We start from the raw sequence: 24,698 nt of genomic DNA on the forward strand, positions 1-24,698 counted from the left end.
GGCTGCAACGCTTGCGCAAGCGCTCCGGCGCGGCTATTCAACGGCCCGGATGCCGGCGTAGCACAGCGGTAGTGCAGCGGTTTTGTAAACCGAAGGTCGGGAGTTCAATCCTCTCCGCCGGCACCAATCGGATCGTCCAGATCGCCTCAGGCCACCTTCATCCCTGCCTCGGCGGCGCAATGGCGCGCGATGTCGGCATGGGTGGCGAACCATACGCCGCCAGCCCCCACACCCTTGCCCTTGATGTGCCGGATCAGCTCTTCGAGGATGAAGATGCGGGAGCGATAGGTGATGACATGCGGATGCATGGTCAGCAGGAACAGCCCGCCGTCGGCATAAGCTCGGTCGAACTCCCGGATGAAGATGTCCAGCACTGCGGGCGGCGGGGTATAGGGCCTCAGCGCCTGGAAACGGTTCATGTTGAAATAGGGCGCATCATCCCGGATCCATTCCACCGGAAGCTCGACGATGCCGGTGGGCTCGCCCGCCTCGACCAGCTCGTATGGATCGTCGTCGGCCATCAGCGAGGAATCATAGAGCAACCCGAGCTCGCGCTGGATGCTCAGCGTGGCGGGCGAGAAATCCCACGAGGGCGTGCGCATGCCGACAGGCCGCACCCCGGTGATGGCCTCCAGCGCGTCGGCGGAGCGCAGATGCAGGTCGCGCTCGATCTCGGGAGCGAGGCTGGAATTCACCTCGTGAATCCAGCCATGCAGTCCGATCTCGTGGCCTTCCGCCATGACGCGGCGCTGCTCGTCGGGGTAGAGTTTGGCCGCCACGGCGGGAACGAAGAAGGAAGCCGGGATCGCTTCGCGGCGCAGGATTTCCAGGATGCGCGGCACACCGACCCGCGTGCCGTACTGGCCCCAGCTCAGGCGCCCGATCGAAACGCCGCCATCGCGCAGCTCGTTGGTGTCATGGTCGCTGTCGAAGGAGAGCGCCACGGCACAGCGCGCGCCTCCGGGCCAGCTTGCGGGTTTGAGCGATCGGCCCGCGCGGACCTGCGCCACCCTGCGGCGCCATTCCTCCTCGGGCCATTGCCACGGCTCCGGCGCGCTCATGCGGCATCCTCCGGTGAAAGCGGGTAATGGCAGGCCGCAGCCTGTGGGGCGGCATCGAGCTCGGGCGGATCGACGCGGCAGCGCGCCTGCGCGAAGGGGCAGCGCAGGTGGAAATGGCATCCCGGCGGCGGCGAAAGCGGCGACGGCAGCTCGCCCTGGATCGGCCGGAACGTGACCATTTCATCCTGGCCCGTGACCAGCTTCGGCACAGAATCGAGAAGGGCGCGGGTGTAGGGGTGGCGCGGATGAGCGAAGATGTCGGCCGTCCGCCCGATTTCAACGATCCGCCCCAGATACATGATCGCCACGCGGTCGGTGATGTGCCGCACCACGCCGAGATCGTGGCTGATGAACAGCATCGTCACGTCAAGCTCGCGCCTGAGCTTGAGGAACAGGTTTATGATCTGCGCCTGGATCGACACATCGAGCGACGCCACGGGCTCGTCGCAGACCAGCACATCCGGCTTCATCGCCAGCGCCCGCGCGATCGCGACGCGCTGGCGCTGCCCGCCGGAGAACTGATGCGGAAAGCGTGTCGCCGCTTCTGTCGGCAGGCCCACCGCCTTCAGCCACCGCGCCACATAAGCGGCCGCCTCGGCCTTGGCGATGATGCCATGCGCGATCGGCCCCTCCGCGATCGTCTCGCCGATGCGCACGCGCGGATCGAGTGAGGCGAAAGGGTCCTGGAACACCATCTGGATGCGCGTCGTGGTCTTCAGCGGCTTGCGCCCGGCGCCCATCACGGCGAGGCCGTCGATCAGCGCCCTGCCCTGGCTGGGCGGATGAATGCCTGCGATGACGCGTCCGAGCGTGGACTTGCCGCAGCCCGACTCGCCCACAAGGCCGAGCACCTCGCCCCTCCGGATATCGAACGACACGGCATCCACCGCATGGACGGTGCGCGTCTCGACCGGGCTACCCAGCAGGCCTGCAAGTCGGTCGCCAAGGCTGATGCGCGGCGTGAAGCGCTTGGACACCGCAGCGACCCGGACCAGCGGTTGCAACTGGCTCATGGCGCGGACTCGAGCACGGCGGCAAGCGGGTGGCGGCAGCGGTGGCTGCGCGCGCCCTCCTGCGCAAGCGGCGGCATCACGGCGCAGTCGCCCTGGGCGAAGGTGCAGCGGGGCCGGAAGGCGCAGCCCTCCGGCAAGGCGATCAGCGATGGCATCGAGCCCGGTATCTGCACGAGGTCCTGGCCCGGCACGGCGATGCCCGGCAGCGAGTTGAGCAGGCCCTGCGTGTAGGGGTGGCGCGGCGCGCGCAGCACCCCGGCGATCGGGCCCGCTTCGATCAGGCGGCCCGCATACATGACGAGAATGCGCGAGGCGACCGACGAGACGGTGGCAAGGTCATGGCTGATCCAGATCATCGCGGTGCCGAGCCTTGCGGCGAGCGACTTCATCTCGGTCAGGATCTGGGCCTGGATGGAGACATCCAGCGCCGTCGTCGGCTCGTCGCAGATGATGAGCTTCGGCCGGTTGAGCAGTGCAATGGCGATGGCGACGCGCTGGCGCATGCCGCCCGAGAACTGGTGCGGATAGGCCTCGATGCGGCGCGCGGCATCGGGAATGCCCACGACGTTGAGCGCATCCACGCAGCGGGCGGTTGCCGCCGCTGCGCTCAGGCTTTCATGCGCCGCGATCGCGAGCCGCATCTGGTCCCCTATGGTGAGCACCGGATTGAGCGTGGCGGAGGGGTCCTGGAAGACCATGGCGATCTCGCGCCCGCGAATCGGGCGCAGCGCGCCATGGCCAAGGCCGACCAATTCGCGCCCGTTGAGCTTCACGGAGCCGGAGACAATCTGGCCCGGCGGATCGATGAGGCCGAGAATGGAAAAGCCCGTGACGCTCTTGCCAGAACCTGACTCGCCCACGAGGCCAACGATTTCGCCCTCGCCCACGCTGAAGGACACATCCTCCACCGCCCTGAGCACGCCGCCCCGCGTCGCGAAATGGGTAGTGAGCCCCTGAACCTCGAGCAGCGCGCTCATCGCCTCAGCCTCGGGTTGAGCTGGTCGCGCACCTGGTCGCCGACGAGGTTGATCGCCACGATGAGCACGATGAGCGCCACGCCGGGATAGATCGAGATCCAGTAGCGGCCCGACAGCATGTACTGGAAGCCATTGGCGATGAGCATGCCCAGCGACGGTTCGGTCACCGGCAGCCCCAGACCGAGGAAGGACAAGGTGGCCTCAAGCGCGATGGAATTGGCCACCTGCACCGTCGCCACGACGATGAGCGGCGGCAGGCAGTTGGGCAGGATATGGCGGAACACGACCCGGCTCGCCTTGAGCGGGGTCGAAAGAGCCGCGTCCACATAATCCTTGGAGCGCTCGGTGGAGGCCGCGCCATGGGCTGTCCGGGCGAAATAGGCATATTGCGCCGTCACCAGCGCCGTGATGAGCGGCCACTTGCCCTGCCCCAGCAGCGCCGCAAGCACGAGCGCGAGCAGGATTGCGGGGAAGGAAAGCTGCAGATCCACGATACGCATGATGAGAGCCTCGCTGCGCCCGCCGAAGAAGGCGGCGAAGGCGCCGAGCGTAGCCCCCAGAGCGAAGGCGATGGCGCCTGCGATCAGGCCGATCTGGATCGAGATGCGTAGCCCGTAGAGGATGGCGGAGAGCAGATCCCGCCCCTGCGCATCGGTGCCGAGCCAGTGGGTGAAGCCCTTGGAGCCGACGAAGCCGGGCGGGCGTCGCGCATCCATCAGCACGAGATTGGCGAGGTCGTAGGGGTTCTGCGGCGAGATGATCGGCGCAGCGATCGCCACCGCCCCGATCAGCGCAACCACGCACAGCGCGGCGACAGCGATGCGGTTGCGCCGGAAATCATCCCAGAAACGGGCCAGGGGCGTCGCGGCTTCGCTCATGCGGCCCTCCGGGTCCGCAGGCGCGGATCGAGTGCGGCATAAGCGAGATCCACGCTCAGGTTGATCATGATGAAGAAGAAGGCGACCAGCATCAGGTAGGCGACCATCACCGGACGATCGAGCGTGGAGATGGAGTCGATGATCAGCTTGCCGACCCCGGGCCACGAGAAGATCGTCTCGGTCACCACCGCGAAGGCCAGCGTCGATCCGAATTCAAGCCCGAAAACCGTGACGATGGGGATGGCGATCAGGCGCAGCACATGCCGATGCAGGATCGTCCATTCGCTGATCCCCGCGGCGCGCGCGAACTTCACCGTATCGGTCAGCATGATCTCCCGCGTGCCCGCTCGCGCCAGCCTCACCATCATGGCGAACTTGAACAGCGAGAGATTGAGCGCTGGCAAGAACAGATGGGTCAGCCCGTTCCAGGTCAGGAAGCTCCATTCCACGCCGAACAGCGTGGCCGTGTCGCCGCGATTGCCTGCCGGCAGCCAGCCCAGGCTCACCGCGAAGGTGAAGATGAGCACGAGGCCGATCCAGAAGGTCGGCACGGAGAAGCCGAAGATGGACAGCGCCATGATGATCCTGGAGAGCGAGCTGTCGGGCTTGTAGCCGGCATACATGCCCAGCGGCACGCCGGTGATCGTCGCGCCCAGCACGGCGGCGAGCGTGAGTTCCAGCGTGGCCGGCAGCCGCGAGAAGATCAGGTCCAGGACCGGCATGTTGTAGACGAAGGATCGGCCGAAATCCCCTCTGAGCAGGCGGCCGAGGAAATCGGCGTATTGCTTCCACAAGGGCTGGTCGAGCCCGTACGCACGGATCGTCTGCTCGCGGATCAGTTGCGTCGCATCGGGCGAGATCAGCACGTCGATCGGATTGCCCACCGCGTAGACGCCCGTGAACACGAGCGCCGATATCACCAGCATGACCACGCACGCCTGCAACACGCGCTGGATCGCGAAGCCTAGCATGGCGCGCCCGCCCCTGCGCTCATGCCCAGCCGTCCGCGATCACGTCGCGCGTCTCGGCGATCGCGGTCTTCCAGATCGCAAGCATCTCCTCGTCGGAGCGCTGGTAGAAGCCGCCATAATTGCCGTCGCCGAGCATCGCCTTCTTGGCGCCCGGATCGAGCTGGAGGAAGCGCGACACCTCCAGCATCGGCTTCTGGTCCGTCGGCATGGCGATGTTGCCCAGCCGCGTCCACGGGAAGTTTTCCATCCAGGAAGCGTGCGACGCGACCGGATCGATGGACTGGACATAAGCCATCGTCTTGGGCGCGGCCCACCAGTTATGCCACTTGACCTGCACGCCGCGATTGCGGTCCAGCCATTCCAGCACGGCGCCATGGGCCGGCGAATTGCCGCCATGGCCGTTGACGATGGCAATGCGCCGGAAGCCCGAGCGCACCATGCCGTCGAGCACATCGGTCAGCACCGCGCACAGTGTCGACAGCTTCAGCGTCACCGTGCCGGGATAATCCACGAAGCTGGGCGTGAGCCCGTAATTGATGACCGGAAACACCGGGATATTGAGGCCCTCGACGGCATCGAGCGCCACGCGCTCGGCAAGGATCGCATCGACGCACAGGCTCAGATAGGCATGCTGTTCGGTGGAGCCCACGGGCAGCACGGCGCGGTCATCGCGCGCGGCATGCGCCTCGACCTGCATCCAGTTCATTTCGGCGATGCGCATGCGCGTACTTCCTCCCTCAATCGCCGGCATCGGCGCCGGTCGGCGTCGTCTCGGCATGGAACATGGCCAGCACGACCTTGGCCATCAGGGCCGAGAGCGTCTCGCGTTCGACGAGGCTGAGCGAGGAGAGCATCTCTTCCTCCAGCGCCACGAAACGGGGCAAGGCTTCATCGAAGATCGTACGGCCAGCGGGCGTCAGGGAAAGGAACTGCTGCCTGCGGTCGCCATCATCCGTGCGGCGGCCGATCAGGCCCAGCTTGATGAGCTTGTTCACCGCCCGGCTGAGCGTATTCTTGGGGAAGGCGGTCGAGGAGGCGATCTCGCTCGCGGTGGCGCCGTCCTGCAGGGCCAGCGAGTAGATCACAACGAACTCCACACGGGCCAGCCCGAAGCGCTCGAGCACCCAGCCATAGAGCGGCTGGTTGTAGCGCAGCGCCAGATAGTTGAAGCGCGCCGCGAACCCGCACGGATTGCGCCACAGCCGCGTATGGGTGAAGGCGTCGAGCCTCTGGCGCGCCAGCAACTCGGCGCCCACGCCATCAGGCGGAGCAGGCGTGCCCGCCAGCGTAACGCGGGCTTGAAGCTGTTCCATGTCGAACCTTTCGAGATCGATACGGTAGTATAGCCCGGGAAATTAGTTCCACAAGGAATTGACTGTCGCCAATCTTCGGAATTGAATGCGGCTGCAGCCTTGTGCCGCGATGGCGTCGGGCGATCTGATTTGGGAGGTTCACATGCGCTTGTCCGTCTGGTCTTCACGTCGATCCTTCGCTCTTGGCCTGGTCTGCGCCACGGCGCTGGCCGGCCCCCTCGCCCTCGCTGTCGCGAGCCCTGCCGTCGCCCAGACGCTGACCATCGGCGTGCGTGGCGGCCCTGACTCGATCGACCCGCACTTCACCGCCAGCGGCACCCATGCCGAGGCGCTCAAGCATGTCTTCGACACGCTCACCTGGTCCGGCGACGGCCTCGAGATCGAGCCGCGCCTGGCGGAAAGCTGGAAGCCGATCAACGAGAACACCTGGGAGTTCAAGCTCCGCCGCGGTGTCAAATTCCATGACGGTTCGGATTTCACCGCCGAAGACGTCAAGTTCTCGATCGAGCGCATCCCTACCGTCTCGGGCCCGAACCCGACCACGATCTACACGCGCCGCGTCCGCGAGGTGAAGATCGTCGACCCGCACACGGTCCACATCGTCACCGACGGGCCCGCGCCGATCCTTCCGAACGATTTCATCCGCCTGTTCATCGTCTCGCACAAGGCAGCCGCCGGCCTCACCAAGGAAACCGCGAACGAGGCCTTCAATTCCGGCAAGGCCGCCATCGGCACCGGCCCCTATCGCTACGTCTCCTGGCAGCCCAAGGGCGACCTGGTGCTGGACCGCTTCGATGGCTACTGGGGTCCCAGGGAGCCATGGGCGCGCCATGTCCGCAAGGAGATCGCCAATGACGCGGCCCGCGTCGCGCAGCTAAAGGCCGGCCAGCTCGACCTGATCACGCGCGTCCCGGCCACGGACGTCGCCTCGCTCAAGCGGGACGCCAAGCTGAAGGTGGAGACCATCGACACGGTCTATGTCTTCAACGTCGAGCTCGACATGCGCGAGAAGGCGTTGAACACCACCGCCAAGGATGGCTCCGCGCTTGCCAGGAACCCCTTCCAGGATGTTCGCGTGCGCGAGGCCATCGATCTCGCCATCGACCGCAAGGCCCTCGCGGAAGTCGCGATGGAAGGTCTTGGCGCGCCAGTCAGCCAGATGGTGACGCCCTCGATCTTCGGCTACAACAAGGCGCTTGGCCCCCGGAAGTTCGATCCGGCCGCCGCCCGCAAACTGCTGGCCGATGCCGGCTACCCCAACGGCTTCCGGACGCAGTTCTCCTTCACGCAGGATCGCCTTCCGGGCGACCGGCAGGTCGGCACCGGCATCGCGCAGATGCTGGCGGCGATCGGCATCGACGTGCAGGCCAATGCGCAGCCGGCGGCGGTTTTCTTCCCGGCCCGCACGCGCGGCGAGTTCTCCTTCTCAATGTCGGGCTGGGGCACGCTCACGGGCGAGGCGCACTACACCTTGTCTTCGCTCGCGCACTCCAACGACAAGGATCGCCGCATGGGCGCATTCAACGTGCTGGGCTACAACAACCCGGCCATGGACAAGCTGTTGCAGGACGCCGCCATCGAGATGGATGAGGCCAAGCGCCGCAAATATCTCGAGGACGCCAACGCTCTGCTGGAAAAGGACCGCCAGCGCCTTCCCATCGTCGCCGTGGGCTCCGCCTGGGCGATGCAGAAGGACAAGGTCACGATCAAGGCGCGCGTGGACGAGGACACGCTGGCCATGAACATCAAGCCGGCGCGCTGAGCGCAATGTCCGGATTGGCGCTGGGCCTGCATGGAGGCTGCGGGACACTCGACCGCAGCCTCATGAGCGAGGCCGAATGGACCGAAAGCCGCGAGCATATCGCAGCCGCCCTGCGTGCCGGCTGGCGCGTGCTGGCGGCGGGCGGCCACTCCCTCGACGCGGTCCAGGCCACGATCATGGTTCTGGAAGACAGCCCGCATTTCAATGCAGGCCATGGCGCGGCCCTGACCGAGGCGTCGACCCACGAGCTTGACGCCTCGATCATGGATGGGGCGACGCTGGCGGCTGGCGCCGTATGCGCCACCACACGCATCCGCAACCCGATCGCCGCGGCGCGGGCGCTGCTGGACCGGGGGCAGGTTCTGCTGCTGGCAGGCCCGGCGGCCGATCACTTTGCCGAAACGGTCGGGCTGACAATCGTCGAGCCTTCCTACTTCACGACAGCGCGGCGCGTGGAAACGCTCGCCACGCTCAAGCGCCGCGCCGCCGAAGGCACTGCGGCCAGGGCGTCGGAGGCCGAGAAGCACGGCACGGTCGGCGCCGTGGCGCGTGATGCGAACGGCAACCTCGCGGCCGGCACCTCGACCGGCGGCTTCAACAACAAGCCGGTGGGCCGGGTGGGCGACTCGCCCATCATCGGCGCGGGCACCTATGCCCGCAACGGCGTCTGCGCCGTATCCTGCACGGGCATGGGCGAGTACTTCATCCGCAACGTGGCGGCCTATGATGTCGCCGCGCGGATCATGTATGGCGGCGCGAGCGTCGCCAGTGCGGCCGGCAAGCTCGTCCACGAGGTCATCGCCAGCCACGGCATCGGGGCAGGCATGATCGTGCTGGGCGCGACAGGCGATCCCATCGCACCATTCAACACGCTCGGCATGTATCGCGGCTGGGTCGGCGCCGATGGCGAGATGGTGGTTGCAACCCACCAGGAACTGCACTGGCAAGGACGCGCGGCATGACTGACAAGCCTGTTCTCATCTGGGGAGCCGGCGCCATCGGCGGCACGCTCGGCGCCTGCTGGGCGCGCGCGGGCGCATCCGTCCTCATGGTCGACATCGTGGCCGAGCATGCGCAAGCGTGCAGCACACGGGGCCTCGCCATCAGCGGGCCGGTCGAGAGCTTCACCCAGATCGTCCCCACGGTGACGCCGGACCAGCTCACGGGCACCTTCGATGTCATCGTCCTCGCAGTAAAGGCGCAGGCGACGGAAGCGGCGGCCCGCCAGCTTGCTCCTCATCTGGCGCCCGGAGGCTTCGTGCTGTCGGCCCAGAACGGCCTCAACGAAATCGCGATCTCGCGCATCGTGGGGCCCGAGCGCACCATGGGCTGCTTCGTGAACTTCGGCGCCGACTGGCTGGGGCCGGGCGAAATCCTGTTCGGCAATCGCGGCGCCGTGGTCGTCGGCGAGATTGACGGAGCACCACGTGAACGGACGGTCGAGATGCATCGCAAGCTGCAGATCTTCGAGCCGGCCGCGGTCCTGACCGACAACATCTGGGGCTATCTGTGGGGCAAGCTTGCCTATGGAGCCATGCTGTTCGCCACAGCCCTCACCACCGATTCCATGACGGCCAACTTCGAGGACCCGCGCCGCACTATCGTCTTTGACAGGCTTGGCCGCGAGGTTATGGCCGTGGCGGCCGCGCGCGGGGTGACGCCGATCGGCTTCAACGGCTTCGATCCAGCCTGCTTCGCGCGCGGTGCGTCAGCCGAGGGCTCGCGCGCCTCCATCGCGGCGCTGGCTGAATTCAACCGCCACACCGCCAAGACCCACACAGGCATCTACCGCGACCTCGCGATCAGGAAGCGCAAGACCGAGGTCGATCCCCAGATCGGGATCATTGCCGAACTGGGCCGCGAGGCCGGCGTCGCGACGCCGGGAATCGCGCATCTCGTGGCGCTGATCCATGACATCGAGGATGGCCGTGCGCCGATGGCGTTCGAGACCTTCGCAAAGCTGATCGAAACCTGCGAGGCAGCCCGCCATGCACATCCGCTTTGAGGGGCGCACAGCCCTCGTCACCGGAGCCGCGCAAGGCATCGGACAGGCCATCGCGCTCGCGTTGAGGGAGGCTGGCGCGCGCGTGTTCGCGGCCGATCTCGACAAGACCCGGCTGGAGGCCTTCACCGACGCCAACGGGCTGGAGGCGCTGGCGCTCGACATTGGCCGCCGCACCGCTTGTCAGGACGCGATTGCGGCGCTGCTGTCGCAGGCAGGCCGGCTCGACATCCTCGTCAATGCCGCCGGCGGCGTGCGCGGACAGACGGGCGGTCCGGTCTCCGCCGTGACGGAGGATGGCTGGCGCGCCATCTTCGAGGCCAATGTCGACGGCGCCATGTGGCTTGCGCAGGCCGCCAGCGCGCCGATGCAGGCCAGCGGCTGGGGCCGTATCGTCAACATCGCATCAGGCGCCGGGCTGCGACCAAGCCTTACAGGCATCCAGGCCTACACCGCCGCCAAGCATGCGCTGGTCGGCCTGACGCGGCAGCTCAGCCAGGATCTCGGACCATTGGGCATCACCTGCAATGCCGTCGCCCCCGGCTTCGTGCGCTCGAACCCGACCACCGAACGCCAATGGCAATCCTATGGTGAGGATGGTCAGGCGCGGCTGATCGCCGGCATCCATACCAGACGCCTCGGCACGGCGGAGGACATCGCCAACGCGGTGCTGTTCCTCGCCAGCGAACAGGCTGGCTGGATCAGCGGCCAGATCCTGTCGGTGGATGGCGGGCGCTCCTGAGGAAGAGGAACCGGTTCACTCCGGGCGCAGCACGATCTTGGCGGCGGGCATTATCCCCGCGTCGATCGCGGCGAAGGCTGCGGCCCCTTGCGACAGCGGGCGCTGCTCGGTCCAGCCAAGCGCGCCGAGCTGCCGCCGGGCGAGCGCATCGACCGTCTGCTGAAAGTCCGCCGGCGTGTAGCAGCAAGACCCGGTGAAGGTGATTTCCTGGAGCGTGAGCTTGCGCACATCCAGACCGTCCGCACCCGGCAGCAGGCCCAGATGCACGATCACGCTGCGGACCGCATGCCAGGACACCACGACCGGCTCTGCCAGCGCAGCATGTTCAAATGGCATGTCATCGGGAATCGACACAGCATTGCGTCCGGGCACGCGCACCAGCCCGGCGAAGGCGCCCGGCCGGGGCGGCATGGAGAGGATCTGCCGCGTGGGCGAAAGATGCCAGCGCCCCTCCAGCGCAAAGGGGCAGGACGGATCGACGACAAGCGGATCGGCCAGGCCGCAGCGCTCAAGCTCATCGCGCAGGTGCGGGGCGAAGCCTGCGAGATGCACACCGAGTTGCCGGTGGAGCTCGTGATCCGCCGCTCCTGCGCCCGGCCCGCGTGACCCGCGCCTGCGCGGACGGCGCCACCGCGCGCCACGCCTCAGAGGCCTTGCACCTCGATATGGCAGGCAAGGTCCACCATGCGGCAGGCATAACCCATCTCGTTATCATACCAGGCATAGACCTTGAGCATGGTGCCGTCGGTGACGAGGGTCGAGAGACCGTCCACGATGGCCGAGCGGCTGTCGCCCCGATAGTCCACCGACACCAGCGGCCGCGGCTCGAAGCCGAGGATTCCGGCCAGCGGCCCGGCCTCGGCCTGGCGGAAAAGCGCGTTCACCTCATCCGCCGTGACGGCGCGGGCCATCTCGAACACGCAGTCGGTGAGCGAGGCGTTCAGCACCGGCGCGCGCACGGCATGGCCGTTCAGCTTGCCCTTGAGCTCGGGATAGATCAGCCCGATGGCCGTGGCGCTGCCGGTCGTTGTCGGCTGCAGCGAAAGCATGGCCGAGCGGGCCCGGCGCAGATCCTTGTGCGGCGCATCGACCACGACATTGGTGTTGGTCGGGTCATGGATGGTGGTGATCTGCCCATGACGGATGCCTATGGCCTCGTGCAGCACCTTGACCACGGGAGCGAGGCAGTTGGTGGTGCAGGAGGCGGCCGTCACGATGTCATGGCGGGCGGGCTCGTAAAGCTGCTCGTTCACACCGACCACGATGTTCAGCACGCCATCCACCTTGACCGGCGCCGCGACGATGACGCGCTTCGCGCCGCCCCGCAGGTGGCCCTCGATAGTCGCGCGGTCGAGAAACTTGCCGGTGCATTCCAGGACCACATCAACGCCGAGATCGCCCCACGGAATGTCGGCGCTGGCCTTATGCTCGGAGAAGCCGACCTTGCGTCCGTCCACCGCGACATGGCCCTCGCCCGAATTCAAGCGGCCATGCCAGCGCCCCTGGATGGAGTCGAATTCGAGCAGATGCGCCGTCGCGGCCGCGCCGCCCTTGATCTCGTTGACGTGGACGATATCGAGCCGGTTGGCCGCGCGAGGGTCGCCCTCCACGCGCGGCACGCCGCCAAGTCCCGCCCTGAACGCCAGGCGGCCGATGCGGCCCATGCCGTTGATCCCGACCCTCATCGCACTGCCTCCCCGCCTGACGCCCTCTCATCCTGCCAGGTTGTGACAGGTTCATGACAAAGAAGGACGCAAGCCTGTGAGGGACGCCTTCAGAGGGCGGCGTGATATGGCTCACATCCCTGTCCCCCGAACAGGATGCGCCCGCCCGAGATCGGCGGAAAGCCCGCAATAGCGCGCAGCAAGGTTGTCCTGCCGCACCCGGATGGGCCCGGCAGCGTGAAGAAGCTGCCATTCCCGATCGCGAGCGAGAACCCGTCGACGACGCGATTGCCGCCATAGGCCACGCCAAGATTCGCGATCACGATCGCGACCATGAATTCACTCGCCTATGTCGCCGCCGACCGCCGGCCCATCATGGCCGACAGGTCGGCGTGAACCTGCGCGATGTGCCGCTCCAGCACGGCGCAGGCAGATTCGTGATCGCGCATGCGGCAAAGCGCGATCAGATCGCCATGCTCGACCTCGGCGCGGCGCCACTGGGCCTCTCCCGCAAGCTGGAGCCGGGTGTAGCGCTCGCTCGCCGTGAGAAGATTGGCAACGATCGAAGCGGTGCGCGGCAGGCCGGCATGGCGATAGAGCGCCATGTGCAGTTCGGCGTTCAGCAGGCCCCATTGCGCAGCATCGCCGCTGCGGATGGCGGCGCCGAACTGATCCTGGATGCGCTTGAGATCGCTGAAGTCCTCATCTGTCAGATGGGGCCCCGAATGCCGCAGCAGGCGCGTCTCGAGCAACCCCCTCAAGGTGAAGATGTCGTCCACTTCCGCCTGGGAAAGCCCCGTCACGACCGCGCCCTTGTGCGGAATGATGCGCACCAGCCCCTCGGCCTCGAGTTGCAGCAGCGCCTCGCGCACTGGGATGCGGCTCACCCCGAACTGCGCCGCCAGCGCATCCTGCCGAAGCTGCGCGCCCGAGGGCTGCGCGCCGCTCAGCACGTCATCGCGCAACTGCGTGCTGATGGCCGAGGCGATCGTGCGGTGTTTCAGGGCGAGGATCATGCTGGCAGGTCTGCGAGGGCGCATCTTGACTTGCCAATTTTATACAATGTACAAAATGAGGCTTGCAAGCCCGATCTTGGCAAGCCTTGAACCGGGCCAGCACGCGCCGCTCGGTGCGCGCCGGAAGCACAGGACACTGACATGACCGCCAGCATCTTCAGCGGAACGATCCCTGCCCTCATGACGCCGTGCAAGCCTGACCGCACGCCGGATTTCCCCATGCTGGCGAGGGAGGGCCGCCGCCTGTGCGACGCCGGCATGTCGGCCGTGGTCTATTGCGGCTCTATGGGAGACTGGCCGCTGCTCACCGACGAACAGCGCATCGAGGGCGTCGAGGCGCTGCTGAAGGCTGGCGTGCCCGTCATCGTCGGCACCGGCGCGCAGAATCCGGCGCGGGCAGCCGCGCTGGCGGCGCATGCCAAAAAGGCCGGCGCGCATGGGCTGATGGTTATCCCGCGCGTGCTGTCGCGCGGCTCATCCCCGGTCGCGCAGGAAGCGCATTTCGCAGGCATCCTTGACGCGGCCGTGGACCTGCCGGCCGTGATCTACAATAGCCCCTATTACGGCTTCGAGACCAAGGCCGAGCTTTTCTTCCGGCTCAACGCGCGCTTTCCGCATCTTGTCGGCTTCAAGGAATTCGGCGGCGCCGCCGCGCTCTCCTATGCGGCCGAGACGATCACCGGGCGCGACCCCTCACTGACATTGATGGTCGGCGTGGACACGCAGGTCTTCCACGGCTTCGTGAACTGCGGCGCGAAAGGCGCCATCACAGGCATCGGCAACGTGCTGCCCAGGGAAGTGCTGCATCTGGTCGCCCTGTGCGAAGAGGCTGCCGCTGGCGATGTCGCCGCGCGGCGAAAGGCGGCGGAGCTCGAAAAGGCGCTGATGGTCCTGTCCACCTTCGATGAAGGCCCGGATCTGGTCCTGTACTACAAGCATCTGATGGTGCTCGAAGGGCACGAGGCCTACAGCCTCCATATCAACCCCACCGACGCGCTCTCGCCGAGCCAGAAGACCTTCGCCGGAACCCAGCTTGCGCTGTTCAAGCGCTGGTATGCAGCGTGGTCGAACGACCACCGCTGAGCGCAAGCGCTCTCGCGCCATCACGCAAACTCGACCGTACGACGCGGGATGGAACGGCCCGCTGACTGCTGTGATCGACAACCGGGACATGATGGCGGCCGCTGCCGACAGGGGGCCGGAAATGGCGCGCCCGAAAGGATGGCGCCCCATGTCTTGCAGCCCAGTTCCATCAGGAGGCTGGCCGCCGCTGCTGCTTGGTCTCTGGCCAGTTCGCACCGATTTTCTGGCTGATGGCCTGCAGAATTGTCTTCCCGACACACCCGCAGGTGCTGCGCCTCACAAGCAACGACTGCATCTGCAATTCATCGCATCGGCCGTCACCACTGACCTATGTGTGCCCCGATCGCGCATGGCGACGGACGTGATGGCGCCGGTCAGTCAAGTGCCGGAGGCGCGACGACGCACGCGCTGAACATGAGAGCGGGCCGGCAACTGCACGTCCAGACCGAGCCGTCCATAGTCGTCCTGACCATGCGGAAAGCCCATGGCTGCCACAAACTCAGTCTGGAAACCCGGTTCGATGGCGGTTTCAACTTTCTCAATCGTTCGGACCAGGTCGACGATGCTGCGTCTTGCCTCGGCGTTAAGGAGCGCAATTCGAGCACCGTCGCCAGCCGCATTGCCGATCGACATCACAGCATCCACCCTGCAGTCCGGGACCAGCCCCAGGACGAGCGCGCGCAGGGGATCGATATGGTTGCCAAACGCGCCGGCCAGTTTCACTGCGGGAATCTCGGTCACGCCAAGCCGGTGCATCAGGAGCTTGCAGCCCGCATGCAAAGCGGCCTTGGCAAGCTGGATGGCGCGGATATCGTGCTGCGTTATCGCCAGGCGTGGGCCGCTCTCGCTGATCAGATACGTGAAGCTGCGATACTCTTCACGGATACGCGGCGTGCGCTCCGCAAGAGAGCCGTCAATCCCACCATCAGATTTGAGAATTCCCGCAAGATACATCTCTGCCAATGCATCAATGATCCCCGAACCACACAGACCGGTGACGCCGGTCGCCGCAACATCAGCTGCAAAGCCCGGATCATCGGACCACAGGTCCGAGCCGATGACCTTGTAGCGCGGCTCAAGCGACACGGGGTCGATCCGCAGCTTCTCGATCGCGCCGGGCGCCGCCCGCTGGCCAGCCGTCAATTGGGCCCCCTCAAAGGCTGGACCCGTCGGAGAAGAACAGGCCAGAAGCCCATGCCGGTTGCCGAGAATGATTTCGGCGTTCGTGCCGATATCGGCGATGAGAACGAGATCGTCCGACAGATGCGGCGCTTCGGCAAGCACGACTGCCGCCGCATCAGAGCCGACATGGCCGGCAATGCAGGGCAGCCCATGCACCCTCGCGCCTGGCGCGATGGCCAAGCCAAGTTCGTGCGCGGGGATATCCAGCGGCCCATCCCAGGCAAGGGCAAATGGCGCCTGGCCAAGTTCGATGGGATCGATCCCGAAGAACAGGTGGTGCATCACCGGATTGCCGACGACCACGGCTTCCATGATGTCGCCACGTTCGAGGCCGGCCTGCGCCGCCACAGCGCCGGCCAGATCATTGATGGCGATCCGGACCGCATCGGTCAGCGCGTCCGCTCCGCCTTCATTCAGCATCGTGAATGAAACACGGCTCATCAGATCTTCGCCAAACCGGATCTGCGGATTCATGCTTCCGGCAGCCGCCAGCACCTCGCCGGTTGCCAGATCGCACAGCTGTGCCGCAATGGTCGTGGAACCGATGTCAATGGCCAAACCCGTGGGCGTCGTCACAATCCCTGGGAGAACGGCGACGATCTCTTGTCTGTGGCGGACAGCCGCTGTCACGAGATGGGCCCGAGCGCGAAGTGTCTTCTGAAGGCCCCTGAGCACAGGAAGCCCAAGGCAGAGACCTCGCAGCCCCCACTGCCCTGCGAGCGCGTCCAACAACCGGGCCCCATCGCTGGCCGGATGATTCATGTCCGCGACGGCGACCTGAACGGCGTGGAGCGTGATGACGGGATCAATGGTGACCGCGCGTTCGCTTGCAGACTTGCGGACGATCTGGCGGTGCAACTGGCTGTCTTCAGGCACGTCGACGACGACGTCGCCACAGATCCGCGCCTGGCAACCCAAACGACGGTGGGGCTTGAGCGCTCCACGCAGACGCTCGTGGCGAGCTTCGACATCGCCGGGCGGGTTCACATGCCTCGCCTGCGAAAAGATGCCAAGTTTGGCGTGATGCCCTTCGGAAATGCTGACCTGGCACCGACCGCAGAGGCCTCTTCCACCACAGACACTGTCAAGATCGACGCCAAGGCTTCTGGCCGCCGACAGGATGTCGGTCCCGGCAGAAAACCGGCCGCGTTTGCCGGATGGCGCAAAAACGACAAGGTGATCAGCGGCGCTCACGCGGCCGTCTCCCGCCCGCCCGCGTTCGCCAGCACGGCAAGGCGTGCGTCCGGATAGGCAGCCTCGATCTCGCTCATGAGCCGATCGGCCGCTTCCTCAAGATTGTCCTCGCAGGGCTCGGGAACGCCACGGCGCCATTCGGCGAGATAGGCTTCGCTCTCCATGGTGCCGCTTCGCATGGCCGCCATGTCGATCGCCTCCGTGAACCGCAGCGACAGCTCCCGTCTGGCGCTTTGGCGCCCCTCCCTGGCGAGGATCTGGGCCGGAATATCGCGCCAATACAGGATCGTCAGCGAAGCCATGGCTCAAGCGCTTCTCTGGCCGAGGAACGGCTCCATCAGCCCGAACCCCGTAAAGCGCGTTTCAAGCGGCAGTTCCAGACGTTTTGCGGCCGCGGCGGCCTTGGTCGCAATGGCTGGATCGGGGATCTGCACCAGATGCACAACGCGCCGATAATGCCGGAAGTAGGCATCACGAAGCTCCGGGAACCGATCCAGTCCCAGGCCGGTCCAGACAAGGCGCTCGAAATGACGGGCCAGATAGTCCGTCAGGAAAAAGCTGCCGATTTCGTCGTCCATCAACCGATCAAAGACCGCGTCTCCTGCATAGAACGCGTAGCAATGCGGCCCCTCGATCCGCGACACGCCTTCCGCCTCAAGAACGGCGTCGAGCGCACCGCCAGTGCCACAATCGCCATAGAGGCACAGAATTTCGTCATATCGTCCCCGCGCCGCGTCAATCTTGCGCCTAACCGCTGGCGCTATGTCTTGCGGCCGGTTGTGCAGGATGGCTGGAAGGCAGGTGATATCAAGATGATCCAGCCGGTTCATTGCCTTCACCGCGAGCAATTCCCGGCTGAGCGCGCCGCAAGCGATGATCAGGGTCTTCTTCAAGCAGCCGACCGCTGGTGCAGCATGCGTTTTGCGGTTTCCACCGTCACGGACGCGTCACGACAATATGCGTCAGCACCGATCGCTTCGGCAAACTGTTCGTTGACCGGAGCGCCTCCGACGAAAACGAGGTAATCATTGCGAATGCCCTTGGCCTTCATGCCCTCGATGACGGTCCTCATGTAGGGCATCGTCGTGGTCAGCAAAGCGGACATTCCGATGATGTCAGGGCGGTGGGCCTCGAGCGCATCGAGAAACGTCTCCATCGAAGTGTTGATGCCAAGGTCGATCACTTCGAAGCCGGCGCCCTCCATCATCATGCAGACCAGATTCTTGCCGATGTCATGGATATCGCCCTTGACCGTGCCGATGACCATCTTGCCGACCTTCGGCGCACCGGTTTCCGCCAGCAGAGGTTTCAGCACCGCCATGCCGGCCTTCATCGCGTTGGCAGCCATCAGGACTTCCGGGACGAACAGGATACCGTCCCGAAAATCAACCCCGACGATGCGCATGCCCTCGACGAGCGCCTGAGTCAGAATGTCATAGGGCGCCCAGCCGCGCTTCAGAAAAATACGAACGGCATCAACCACTTCGTCCCGGAGGCCGTCGTAAAGGTCAAGATTGACCTGCTTGACAAGTTCTGCGTCAGGCAATGCGGTCAGATCAATGTCGTCATTGGGCATGTATCGATGATTCTCGCGCAGCCATAAACCTGATCCGGATTAAAGCAGAGAATGAGGCTGAAAATCAATGAAGCGTTGATCTTCTATGGTCGCACCATATGTTGTCGCCTTCAAAGCTGCGATCGCGTGGACCACCGAGTGATTCATGTGCCCCGGGATGGAGAAGATGACGTCGCCTGTTCAGCTCGAACGCAACGAAGCCATCGAGTGGCCGACCCTGGCGCTCTTCTGCGTGATTTATGGGTCGTGGCTGGCCCTGATCTGGTTTTATGCGCTGATTCCGATCTGGCTCTGGCTGCCGCTCGCGGCCTGGACGGCCGCCTGGTGGGGGTCTGCCCAGCATGAGGCGCTCCATGGTCACCCGACCCGACATCGCTGGCTGAACACGGCGCTGGCCACGCCACCGATCTGGCTCTGGATACCCTTCGAGCGGTATCGCCAAACACATTTGACGCACCATCGCGATGAGAGACTGACGGATCCGCTCGACGATCCGGAAAGTCGCTACCAGTGCCCGGACGGCTGGCGCGAGCTCGGGCCCATCGGGCAGGCCCTTGTTCGGGCCCAGACAACCCTGCTGGGTCGCCTCGTGATCGGCCCTGTCTGGTCTATTGGCATGTTCTTTGTCGAGGAAGCCATGGCATTGCGCCGCGGTGACCGGGCACGTCTTCGGATCTGGCTATGGCATGCACTCTGGGTCGCGGTTTTGCTCACCTTTGTTGTGGGCGTGGCCGGCGTGCCGCTCTGGCAGTATCTTCTCGGGTTCGTTTACCTGGGAACCGCGATGGCGCTGATACGGTCCTTTGCCGAGCACAAGGCCGATCGGGAGGTCGAGAAACGGACCGCGATCGTCGAAAATTCGGCGGTTTTCGGCCTTCTCTTTCTCTACAACAACCTGCATCTCGCGCATCACAAGTGGCCAACCGTTCCGTGGTACCGGCTTCCGAAGCTTTATGCCCAGAACCGTGAGGCCTTGCTCAGGGAGAATGGCGGGCTGGTTTATGCCGGTTATCGCGACATCTTCAGGCGTTTCCTCATGCGCCCGCATGATGCGCCCGTGCATCCGCTTGGCCGTGCGCCAGGCCGGATCGAGACGGTAGACGCACAGAGCGGCAAATAGTGGTGGTGGTCTGCAGATCAGGCTTGGCTGGAACAGCATCCTTTCCTAGTGTGCGTATGGTTGTCGCGTCGGGAATTCGGATTGTTGCAGAATGCAGGTCTACTCTGCGCTTCGCCTGGCGCTGGAAGCGGTTCGCGGTCAGAGGGGCTGGAAGCCTGCATGGCGCAAGGCCGAACCCAAATCAGCCTATGAGATCTTGATCGTCGGCGGTGGCGGCCACGGCCTTGCGACCGCCTATTATCTGGCGAAGGAGCATGGCATCACCGACGTGGCGGTTATTGAGCGCGGTGCGATCGGCCTGGGCAATGTTGGCAGGAACACGACGATCATCCGCTCCAACTATTTCACGGCGCCCAACATCCGGTTCTACGACCAGTCGCTGAAGCTGTGGGAAAACCTGGAACAGGAACTCAATTTCAACGTCATGGTCAGTCAGCGCGGCACGCTGAACATTGCCCACACGGACGGACAGCGTGACCTCTTTGCGCGCCGCGCCAACGCCATGCGTCTGGAGGGCGTCGATATCGACATGGTCGGGCGCGAAGAGATCAGGTCGCTCTGTCCATTGATCGATCTTGATGGCGGCCGTTTCCCTGTGGTCGGCGGCTTTCTGCAAAGGCGCGGCGGGACCGTGCGGCACGACGCGGTCGCCTGGGGCTATGCGCGCGCGGCGAGCGCGGCGGGCGTCGACATTGTCGAAAACTGCGAGGTGACTGGCATCCGGCGCGAAGGTGGCCGCGCCGTTGGCGCTGAAACGACGCGCGGCTTCATCGGGGCCAGAAAAGTCGTCTTCGCCGTTGCCGGACATTCCTCGCGCCTCGCGGCGATGGCCGGCTTCCGCCTGCCGCTTGAAACCCATGCCCTTCAGGCATTCGTGACCGAAAGCGTAAAGCCGCTAGTCGACATCGTGGTCACATATGGCGCTGGGCATTTCTATGTCAGCCAGTCGGACAAGGGCGGCCTTGTGTTCGGGGGCGCGACCGACGGCTGGAACTCCTATGCGCAACGTGGCAGCCTTCCGATGCTGGAGGATGTGCACGCGGCCGGCGTGACCTTGATGCCGGCCCTGTCGCGGCTGCGTGTCCTGCGCCAGTGGAGCGGCGTCATGGACATGAGCATGGATGGAAATCCGATCATTTCAACGACGCCTGTTGAGAACATCACAATCTCAACCGGCTGGTGTTACGGCGGATTCAAGGCGATCCCCGCCGGCGGTCAGTGTCTTGCCCATCTTGCCGCGACGGGGCAGCCTCACCATCTTGCCGCCCATTTTGGCCTGGACCGCTTCGGAAGCGGGCGGATCATTGATGAACGTGGCGTCGGCCCCTTCCCGTACCTGCATTGAGCGGCGATGCTGAGAATTGCCTGCCCCCATTGCGGCCTGCGCGACGAGAGCGAGTTTCGCTACCGTGGTGATGCCAGCGTTTCGCGGCCAGATGGCGATGCTGGAGCCGATGCATTCACCGCCTATGTCTACGAGCGCACGAATCCGCAGGGTTGGCATGGCGAATGGTGGCTGCATGTCGGCGGTTGTCGGCAGGTTCTGAAGGTTCTGCGTCACACCGCAACCCATGACATCGCTGCGGTCGGCATGGTCGATGATCACCTCAGCCCGCCCAATGCCGGAGATCAGCCATGACCGGCTGCAGGCTCCCCGCAGGCGGAGAGATCGACCGCAGCCAGGTGATGCGCTTCACCTTTGATGGCAGACCATACGAAGGTTTTGCGGGCGACACGCTGGCTTCCGCTCTGCTGGCGAACGGGGTGATGCTGTTTGGTCGATCCTTCAAGTATCACCGGCCACGGGGCGTGCTGACAGCCGGACCGGAGGAACCGTCCGCCTTGGTGACGTTACGCGTCGGGCGCCGGCGGGAACCCAATGTCCCGGCAACGATGGTGGAACTGCATGATGGCCTCGTGGCGGAAAGCCAAAACCGCTGGCCGTCGCTGGCCGTCGATCTCATGGCCGTCAACAGTTTGATTGCGCCGGTGCTCGCGGCAGGCTTTTACTACAAGACCTTCATGCGACCGAAGGCCTTTTGGGAAAAGGTCTACGAGCCGCTGATCCGCCGCGCTGCCGGCCTCGGCAAGGCGGGTGATCAAACGGATCCGGATCGCTACGACATCCATCATCAGCATTGCGACGTCCTGGTCATCGGTTCGGGCGTTGCCGGACTGTCAGCGGCCCGCGCCGCGGCTGAATCCGGCGCAAGGGTGCTCCTGCTCGAGCAAGACCGCATGTTGGGCGGCGGCACGCTCGTCGATCCCGCGCTGGCTGCCTGGCGGGAGGAGATGCTGTCGGCGCTGGGTTCATTCACGGATATGGTTCTGCTGACGCGCACCACGGGCGTTGGAAGCTATGATTCAGGCGTTGTGGCGGCGGTCGAACGGGTCAGCGACCATCTGGCGGAACCAGCGCCCTTCATGCCGCGTCAACGCCTCCACATTATCCGTACCGGAAGGACAATCCTCGCGACCGGCGCCATCGAGAGGCTGATTGCGCTTGCGAACAATGACCGGCCAGGTGTCATGCTGGCAACCGCGGCTCGGGCTTATGCCAATCGGCATGGCGTCTTGGCGGGGAAGGAGATCGTTGCCTTCGTCAACAATGACGAGGCCTATGCCGCAATCCGGGATCTGCAGGCGGCCGGCGCCAACCTGGTTGCGATCGTGGATCCACGTGAACCCACGGCGATTTCGGCGGAAGCCCGAAGCGGCGGGGCACCCGTGCTCAACCAGCATGAAGTCTGCGACGTGCGGGGTTCCCGAAGCGTGACGGGCGTACAGATCCGCGACCTCGCCACCAGGCGGATGCACACGGCGGCCTGTGACCTTCTGTGCCTGTCCGGCGGCTATAATCCGCAGACTCAACTTGCGACCCAGGCGGGCATCCAGATCGAATGGCGCGATCAGATCGCAGGCTTCACCACCTGTGGCCCCAGGAACGGACTGTTCCCGGTGGGAGCGGCGGCGGGTATCTTTGGGCGGCTGGAAGCCGCACGAGACGGGGCGATTGTCGCGGGCGGTGAGGCACGCCACCTGCCTCCGGTCGCGGCCCGTCGCGATGGGCCGGTTCACCCGGTCTGGGAAATCCGAGGGAAGGGCAAGGCGTTCGTCGATCTGCAGCACGACGTGACCACGGAAGACCTGCGCCTCGCGCACCGCGAAGGCTACAGCGCGGTCGAACATGCCAAGCGTTATACAACCCACGGAATGGGGACCGATCAAGGCAAGACGGGTGGTCTTGTCGGGTCGGCCGTGCTTGCCCAGGCGCGCGGTCAGCCGATCTCCGCGGTCGGTCTCTCGAAGCCTCGCCCGTTCGTGACACCGGTGAGTTGGGGCGCCCTGGCGGGAGCTGAAGTCGGCCCTCACTTCAAACCCGAACGGCGCCTGCCCTTGCACGACTGGCACAAGGAAAACGGGGCGGTCTTCGTGCGCATTGGACTTTGGATGCGGCCACTGGTTTACGCGCATTCCGGCGACACGAGCTGGGGGCCGGTGCTTGAAGAGGCCCGCTGCGTGCGTCGTTCGGTAGGCATCACCGATGCCTCATCACTCGGCAAGATTGACGTGCAGGGCAACGACGCAGCCTTCTTCCTTGACCGGATCTATGCCAACACCTTCTCCAGCCTTCCCGTTGGCAAGGCTCGCTATGGCTTGATGCTGCGTGAGGACGGCATCGTACTCGATGACGGCACCACATCGAGGCTCGGCAACACTCATTTCTTTGTCACCACCACGACGGGTCAAGCGCAGGCCGTGCTGGAGCACATGGAGTTCCATTTGCAGACGGTCTGGCGCCATCTCGATGTGCAGATCACGAATGTCGCCGATCAATGGGCCCAGTTTGCCGTGGCGGGGCCGCAGGCACGCGCAGTCCTGCAGAGGATCGTGACGGATCGCGACCTGTCCAATGACGCTTTTCCGTTCATGGCAGCAGGCGAGGCCGAGGTTGCCGGCGTGCCGTGTCGGCTCTTTCGGATCAGTTTCTCTGGCGAACTTGCCTATGAGGTCTCTGTTCCTGCAGGATATGCCTCTCATGTCTGGAGCGCCATCCTCGCTGCCGGGGGCCGATATGGCATACGGCCCTACGGCCTCGATGCGCTGAATGTCATGCGCATCGAAAAGGGCCACGTGGCTGGCTCGGAACTGAATGGCCAAACCACGGCAGGTGATCTTGGCCTCGGCAAGATGTTGAAGAAGAATGGCGATTTCATCGGCAGGGTCATGGCGCAACGGTCGGGCCTGACAGACCCGGCGCGGCTGTCGCTTGTGGGCCTTCATCCATGCGACCCCACGCAACGCCTGCGTAATGGCGCGCATCTGGTGAGCCGGGATGACCCAAAACGCAGCCAGGGCTACCTGACCGCGGCGTGCATGACCTCCGAAGGGCCGCAGAGCTGGATCGGTCTGGGGCTTCTGGAGCGGGGCCATAGCCGCATCGGCGAGACCATGATTGCCACGTCGCCGATACAAGGTGAAGACGTCGAGGTTTCGATTGTCAGCCATCATCGGCTTGATCCGGAGAACACCCGTGTCAAAGCCTGAACGGACATCGGTTCTCGGCGCATGCCTTGCCGTGGGCCGACACGGCAAGGCAGGGTCGGACCCCGTCCAGATCCGCGAATTGATCCGGGACACGGTCGAAGTGACGGCGCGGCCGACTGGGCAGACGTCGGCGCTGATGGCGGCCCGCACGACACTGCAACTCGATTTGCCTGCAATGGGACAATGCTTGGAAAGCGGCCCTTATCTGTCTTGCGGTTTCGGCCCAGCGGTCTGGTCAGTCATTGCCAGGGCCGGCGCGCCGGATACGCTGCGCAGGAGACTCGCCGTCGCTTTCGGTGACACGGCGAGCGTGGTCGATACGGGCCATGGACTCGTGTTCCTCACGATGTCCGGGGTCCATGCCCGCCATGTTCTGGCCAAAGGCTGCCGTCTTGATCTCCACCCTGGCGTCTTCAAGCCGGGTCATGCTGCCCGCACGATCATCGCACAGATCCCTTGCGCGATCTGGCGTCATCATGAGAACTGGACGTTCGGACTTGCCCTGCCAGTGACTTTCGCCCACAGTTTTGCCCACTTTATTCTTGCGGCGTCGTCGGAAAACGGCTGCGAAATCCTGCCCTTGTCTGAGGATTGAA

Annotated in this window: 26 protein-coding genes and 1 tRNA gene; 12 read left to right on the top strand and 15 right to left on the bottom strand. The window is 65.0% G+C overall.

What is annotated here, in order from left to right:
• Nucleotides 1–51 precede the first annotated feature (51 nt).
• A tRNA-Thr gene (locus tag HEQ16_13465) sits at nt 52–126 on the top strand.
• 20 nt (nt 127–146) lie between these two features.
• On the opposite strand, the gene HEQ16_13470 is transcribed toward HEQ16_13465, so the two are convergent.
• From HEQ16_13470 to HEQ16_13500, 7 genes are read right to left on the bottom strand one after another with little or no spacing between them, the layout of a single operon-like run.
• A complete protein-coding gene (locus tag HEQ16_13470) occupies nt 147–1,061 on the bottom strand; it encodes a polysaccharide deacetylase (protein MCO4055026.1) in 915 nt (304 codons plus the stop codon).
• On the bottom strand, nt 1,058–2,074 hold the full coding sequence (locus tag HEQ16_13475) for an ABC transporter ATP-binding protein (GenBank protein ID MCO4055027.1): 1,017 nt from the start codon (nt 2,072–2,074) through the stop codon (nt 1,058–1,060). The genes HEQ16_13470 and HEQ16_13475 overlap by 4 nt, the downstream gene beginning before the upstream one ends.
• Nucleotides 2,071–3,051, bottom strand: coding sequence for an ABC transporter ATP-binding protein (locus HEQ16_13480; protein MCO4055028.1), 981 nt, complete (start codon nt 3,049–3,051; stop codon nt 2,071–2,073). Before HEQ16_13480 ends, HEQ16_13475 begins: the two co-directional genes overlap by 4 nt.
• Nucleotides 3,048–3,929 carry an ABC transporter permease gene (locus HEQ16_13485; protein MCO4055029.1) on the bottom strand — a complete coding sequence of 294 codons (882 nt, stop codon included), beginning with the start codon at nt 3,927–3,929 and terminating at the stop codon, nt 3,048–3,050. The genes HEQ16_13480 and HEQ16_13485 overlap by 4 nt, the downstream gene beginning before the upstream one ends.
• Nucleotides 3,926–4,900 carry an ABC transporter permease gene (locus HEQ16_13490; protein ID MCO4055030.1) on the bottom strand — a complete coding sequence of 325 codons (975 nt, stop codon included), beginning with the start codon at nt 4,898–4,900 and terminating at the stop codon, nt 3,926–3,928. The genes HEQ16_13485 and HEQ16_13490 overlap by 4 nt, the downstream gene beginning before the upstream one ends.
• A gap of 19 nt (nt 4,901–4,919) precedes the next feature.
• A complete protein-coding gene (locus tag HEQ16_13495; GenBank protein MCO4055031.1) occupies nt 4,920–5,621 on the bottom strand; it encodes a creatininase family protein in 702 nt (233 codons plus the stop codon).
• Between the two features lie 16 nt (nt 5,622–5,637).
• Nucleotides 5,638–6,213, bottom strand: a complete 576-nt coding sequence (locus HEQ16_13500; protein MCO4055032.1) for a MarR family transcriptional regulator — start codon at nt 6,211–6,213, stop codon at nt 5,638–5,640.
• Nucleotides 6,214–6,355: 142 nt separating this feature from the next.
• Between HEQ16_13500 and HEQ16_13505 the strand changes: the two genes are divergently transcribed.
• From HEQ16_13505 to HEQ16_13520, 4 genes are read left to right on the top strand one after another with little or no spacing between them, the layout of a single operon-like run.
• Nucleotides 6,356–7,975: an ABC transporter substrate-binding protein gene (locus HEQ16_13505; protein MCO4055033.1), complete on the top strand. Its 1,620-nt coding sequence runs from the start codon at nt 6,356–6,358 to the stop codon at nt 7,973–7,975.
• A gap of 5 nt (nt 7,976–7,980) precedes the next feature.
• Entirely contained in the window at nt 7,981–8,937 is a 957-nt protein-coding gene (locus HEQ16_13510; GenBank protein ID MCO4055034.1) for an isoaspartyl peptidase/L-asparaginase, read from the top strand.
• Nucleotides 8,934–9,980 (top strand): ketopantoate reductase family protein, encoded by a 1,047-nt coding sequence (locus tag HEQ16_13515; protein MCO4055035.1) that lies wholly within the window; start codon nt 8,934–8,936, stop codon nt 9,978–9,980. The genes HEQ16_13510 and HEQ16_13515 overlap by 4 nt, the downstream gene beginning before the upstream one ends.
• Nucleotides 9,964–10,719: an SDR family oxidoreductase gene (locus HEQ16_13520; protein MCO4055036.1), complete on the top strand. Its 756-nt coding sequence runs from the start codon at nt 9,964–9,966 to the stop codon at nt 10,717–10,719. Before HEQ16_13515 ends, HEQ16_13520 begins: the two co-directional genes overlap by 17 nt.
• A 15-nt stretch (nt 10,720–10,734) precedes the next feature.
• Here HEQ16_13520 and HEQ16_13525 read toward each other — a convergent pair whose 3' ends face one another.
• Nucleotides 10,735–11,130, bottom strand: coding sequence for a hypothetical protein (locus HEQ16_13525; GenBank protein MCO4055037.1), 396 nt, complete (start codon nt 11,128–11,130; stop codon nt 10,735–10,737).
• Nucleotides 11,131–11,157: 27 nt separating this feature from the next.
• Here HEQ16_13525 and HEQ16_13530 point away from each other — a divergent pair, with 27 nt between their 5' ends.
• A complete protein-coding gene (locus HEQ16_13530; protein ID MCO4055038.1) occupies nt 11,158–11,325 on the top strand; it encodes a hypothetical protein in 168 nt (55 codons plus the stop codon).
• A gap of 38 nt (nt 11,326–11,363) precedes the next feature.
• Here the strand turns inward: HEQ16_13530 and HEQ16_13535 are convergent, their stop codons facing one another.
• The 3 genes from HEQ16_13535 to HEQ16_13545 form a co-directional block, all read right to left on the bottom strand.
• Entirely contained in the window at nt 11,364–12,404 is a 1,041-nt protein-coding gene (locus HEQ16_13535; GenBank protein MCO4055039.1) for an ArsJ-associated glyceraldehyde-3-phosphate dehydrogenase, read from the bottom strand.
• An 89-nt stretch (nt 12,405–12,493) separates the two neighbouring features.
• Complete coding sequence (locus HEQ16_13540; GenBank protein MCO4055040.1) at nt 12,494–12,718, bottom strand: ATP-binding cassette domain-containing protein; 225 nt, start codon at nt 12,716–12,718, stop codon at nt 12,494–12,496.
• Nucleotides 12,719–12,730: 12 nt separating this feature from the next.
• On the bottom strand, nt 12,731–13,399 hold the full coding sequence (locus HEQ16_13545; GenBank protein MCO4055041.1) for a GntR family transcriptional regulator: 669 nt from the start codon (nt 13,397–13,399) through the stop codon (nt 12,731–12,733).
• Nucleotides 13,400–13,540: 141 nt separating this feature from the next.
• On the opposite strand from HEQ16_13545, the gene HEQ16_13550 reads away from it, so the two are divergent.
• Nucleotides 13,541–14,482 (top strand): dihydrodipicolinate synthase family protein, encoded by a 942-nt coding sequence (locus HEQ16_13550; protein ID MCO4055042.1) that lies wholly within the window; start codon nt 13,541–13,543, stop codon nt 14,480–14,482.
• Nucleotides 14,483–14,860: 378 nt separating this feature from the next.
• Here HEQ16_13550 and HEQ16_13555 read toward each other — a convergent pair whose 3' ends face one another.
• The 4 genes from HEQ16_13555 to HEQ16_13570 are packed head-to-tail and all read right to left on the bottom strand — an operon-like array spanning nt 14,861 to nt 18,434.
• Nucleotides 14,861–16,858, bottom strand: a complete 1,998-nt coding sequence (locus HEQ16_13555) for a DUF4445 domain-containing protein (GenBank protein ID MCO4055043.1) — start codon at nt 16,856–16,858, stop codon at nt 14,861–14,863.
• Nucleotides 16,855–17,160, bottom strand: coding sequence for a hypothetical protein (locus HEQ16_13560; protein ID MCO4055044.1), 306 nt, complete (start codon nt 17,158–17,160; stop codon nt 16,855–16,857). The genes HEQ16_13555 and HEQ16_13560 overlap by 4 nt, the downstream gene beginning before the upstream one ends.
• A gap of 3 nt (nt 17,161–17,163) precedes the next feature.
• Nucleotides 17,164–17,688, bottom strand: a complete 525-nt coding sequence (locus tag HEQ16_13565; GenBank protein ID MCO4055045.1) for a DUF1638 domain-containing protein — start codon at nt 17,686–17,688, stop codon at nt 17,164–17,166.
• Between the two features lie 59 nt (nt 17,689–17,747).
• Nucleotides 17,748–18,434, bottom strand: a complete 687-nt coding sequence (locus HEQ16_13570) for a cobalamin-binding protein (protein ID MCO4055046.1) — start codon at nt 18,432–18,434, stop codon at nt 17,748–17,750.
• Between the two features lie 166 nt (nt 18,435–18,600).
• Between HEQ16_13570 and HEQ16_13575 the strand changes: the two genes are divergently transcribed.
• The 5 genes from HEQ16_13575 to HEQ16_13595 all read left to right on the top strand — a co-directional run bounded on the left by HEQ16_13575 (nt 18,601) and on the right by HEQ16_13595 (nt 24,697).
• A complete protein-coding gene (locus HEQ16_13575; GenBank protein MCO4055047.1) occupies nt 18,601–19,554 on the top strand; it encodes a fatty acid desaturase in 954 nt (317 codons plus the stop codon).
• A 91-nt stretch (nt 19,555–19,645) separates the two neighbouring features.
• A complete protein-coding gene (locus HEQ16_13580) occupies nt 19,646–20,899 on the top strand; it encodes a sarcosine oxidase subunit beta family protein (GenBank protein ID MCO4055048.1) in 1,254 nt (417 codons plus the stop codon).
• 9 nt (nt 20,900–20,908) lie between these two features.
• Nucleotides 20,909–21,193 carry a sarcosine oxidase subunit delta gene (locus HEQ16_13585; GenBank protein MCO4055049.1) on the top strand — a complete coding sequence of 95 codons (285 nt, stop codon included), beginning with the start codon at nt 20,909–20,911 and terminating at the stop codon, nt 21,191–21,193.
• A complete protein-coding gene (locus tag HEQ16_13590; GenBank protein MCO4055050.1) occupies nt 21,190–24,102 on the top strand; it encodes a sarcosine oxidase subunit alpha family protein in 2,913 nt (970 codons plus the stop codon). Before HEQ16_13585 ends, HEQ16_13590 begins: the two co-directional genes overlap by 4 nt.
• Nucleotides 24,089–24,697 carry a hypothetical protein gene (locus HEQ16_13595; GenBank protein MCO4055051.1) on the top strand — a complete coding sequence of 203 codons (609 nt, stop codon included), beginning with the start codon at nt 24,089–24,091 and terminating at the stop codon, nt 24,695–24,697. Before HEQ16_13590 ends, HEQ16_13595 begins: the two co-directional genes overlap by 14 nt.
• Nucleotide 24,698: the final 1 nt, after the last annotated feature.

The sequence above is a fragment of the Bosea sp. (in: a-proteobacteria) genome (assembly GCA_023910605.1).
GTDB lineage: Bacteria > Pseudomonadota > Alphaproteobacteria > Rhizobiales > Beijerinckiaceae > Allobosea.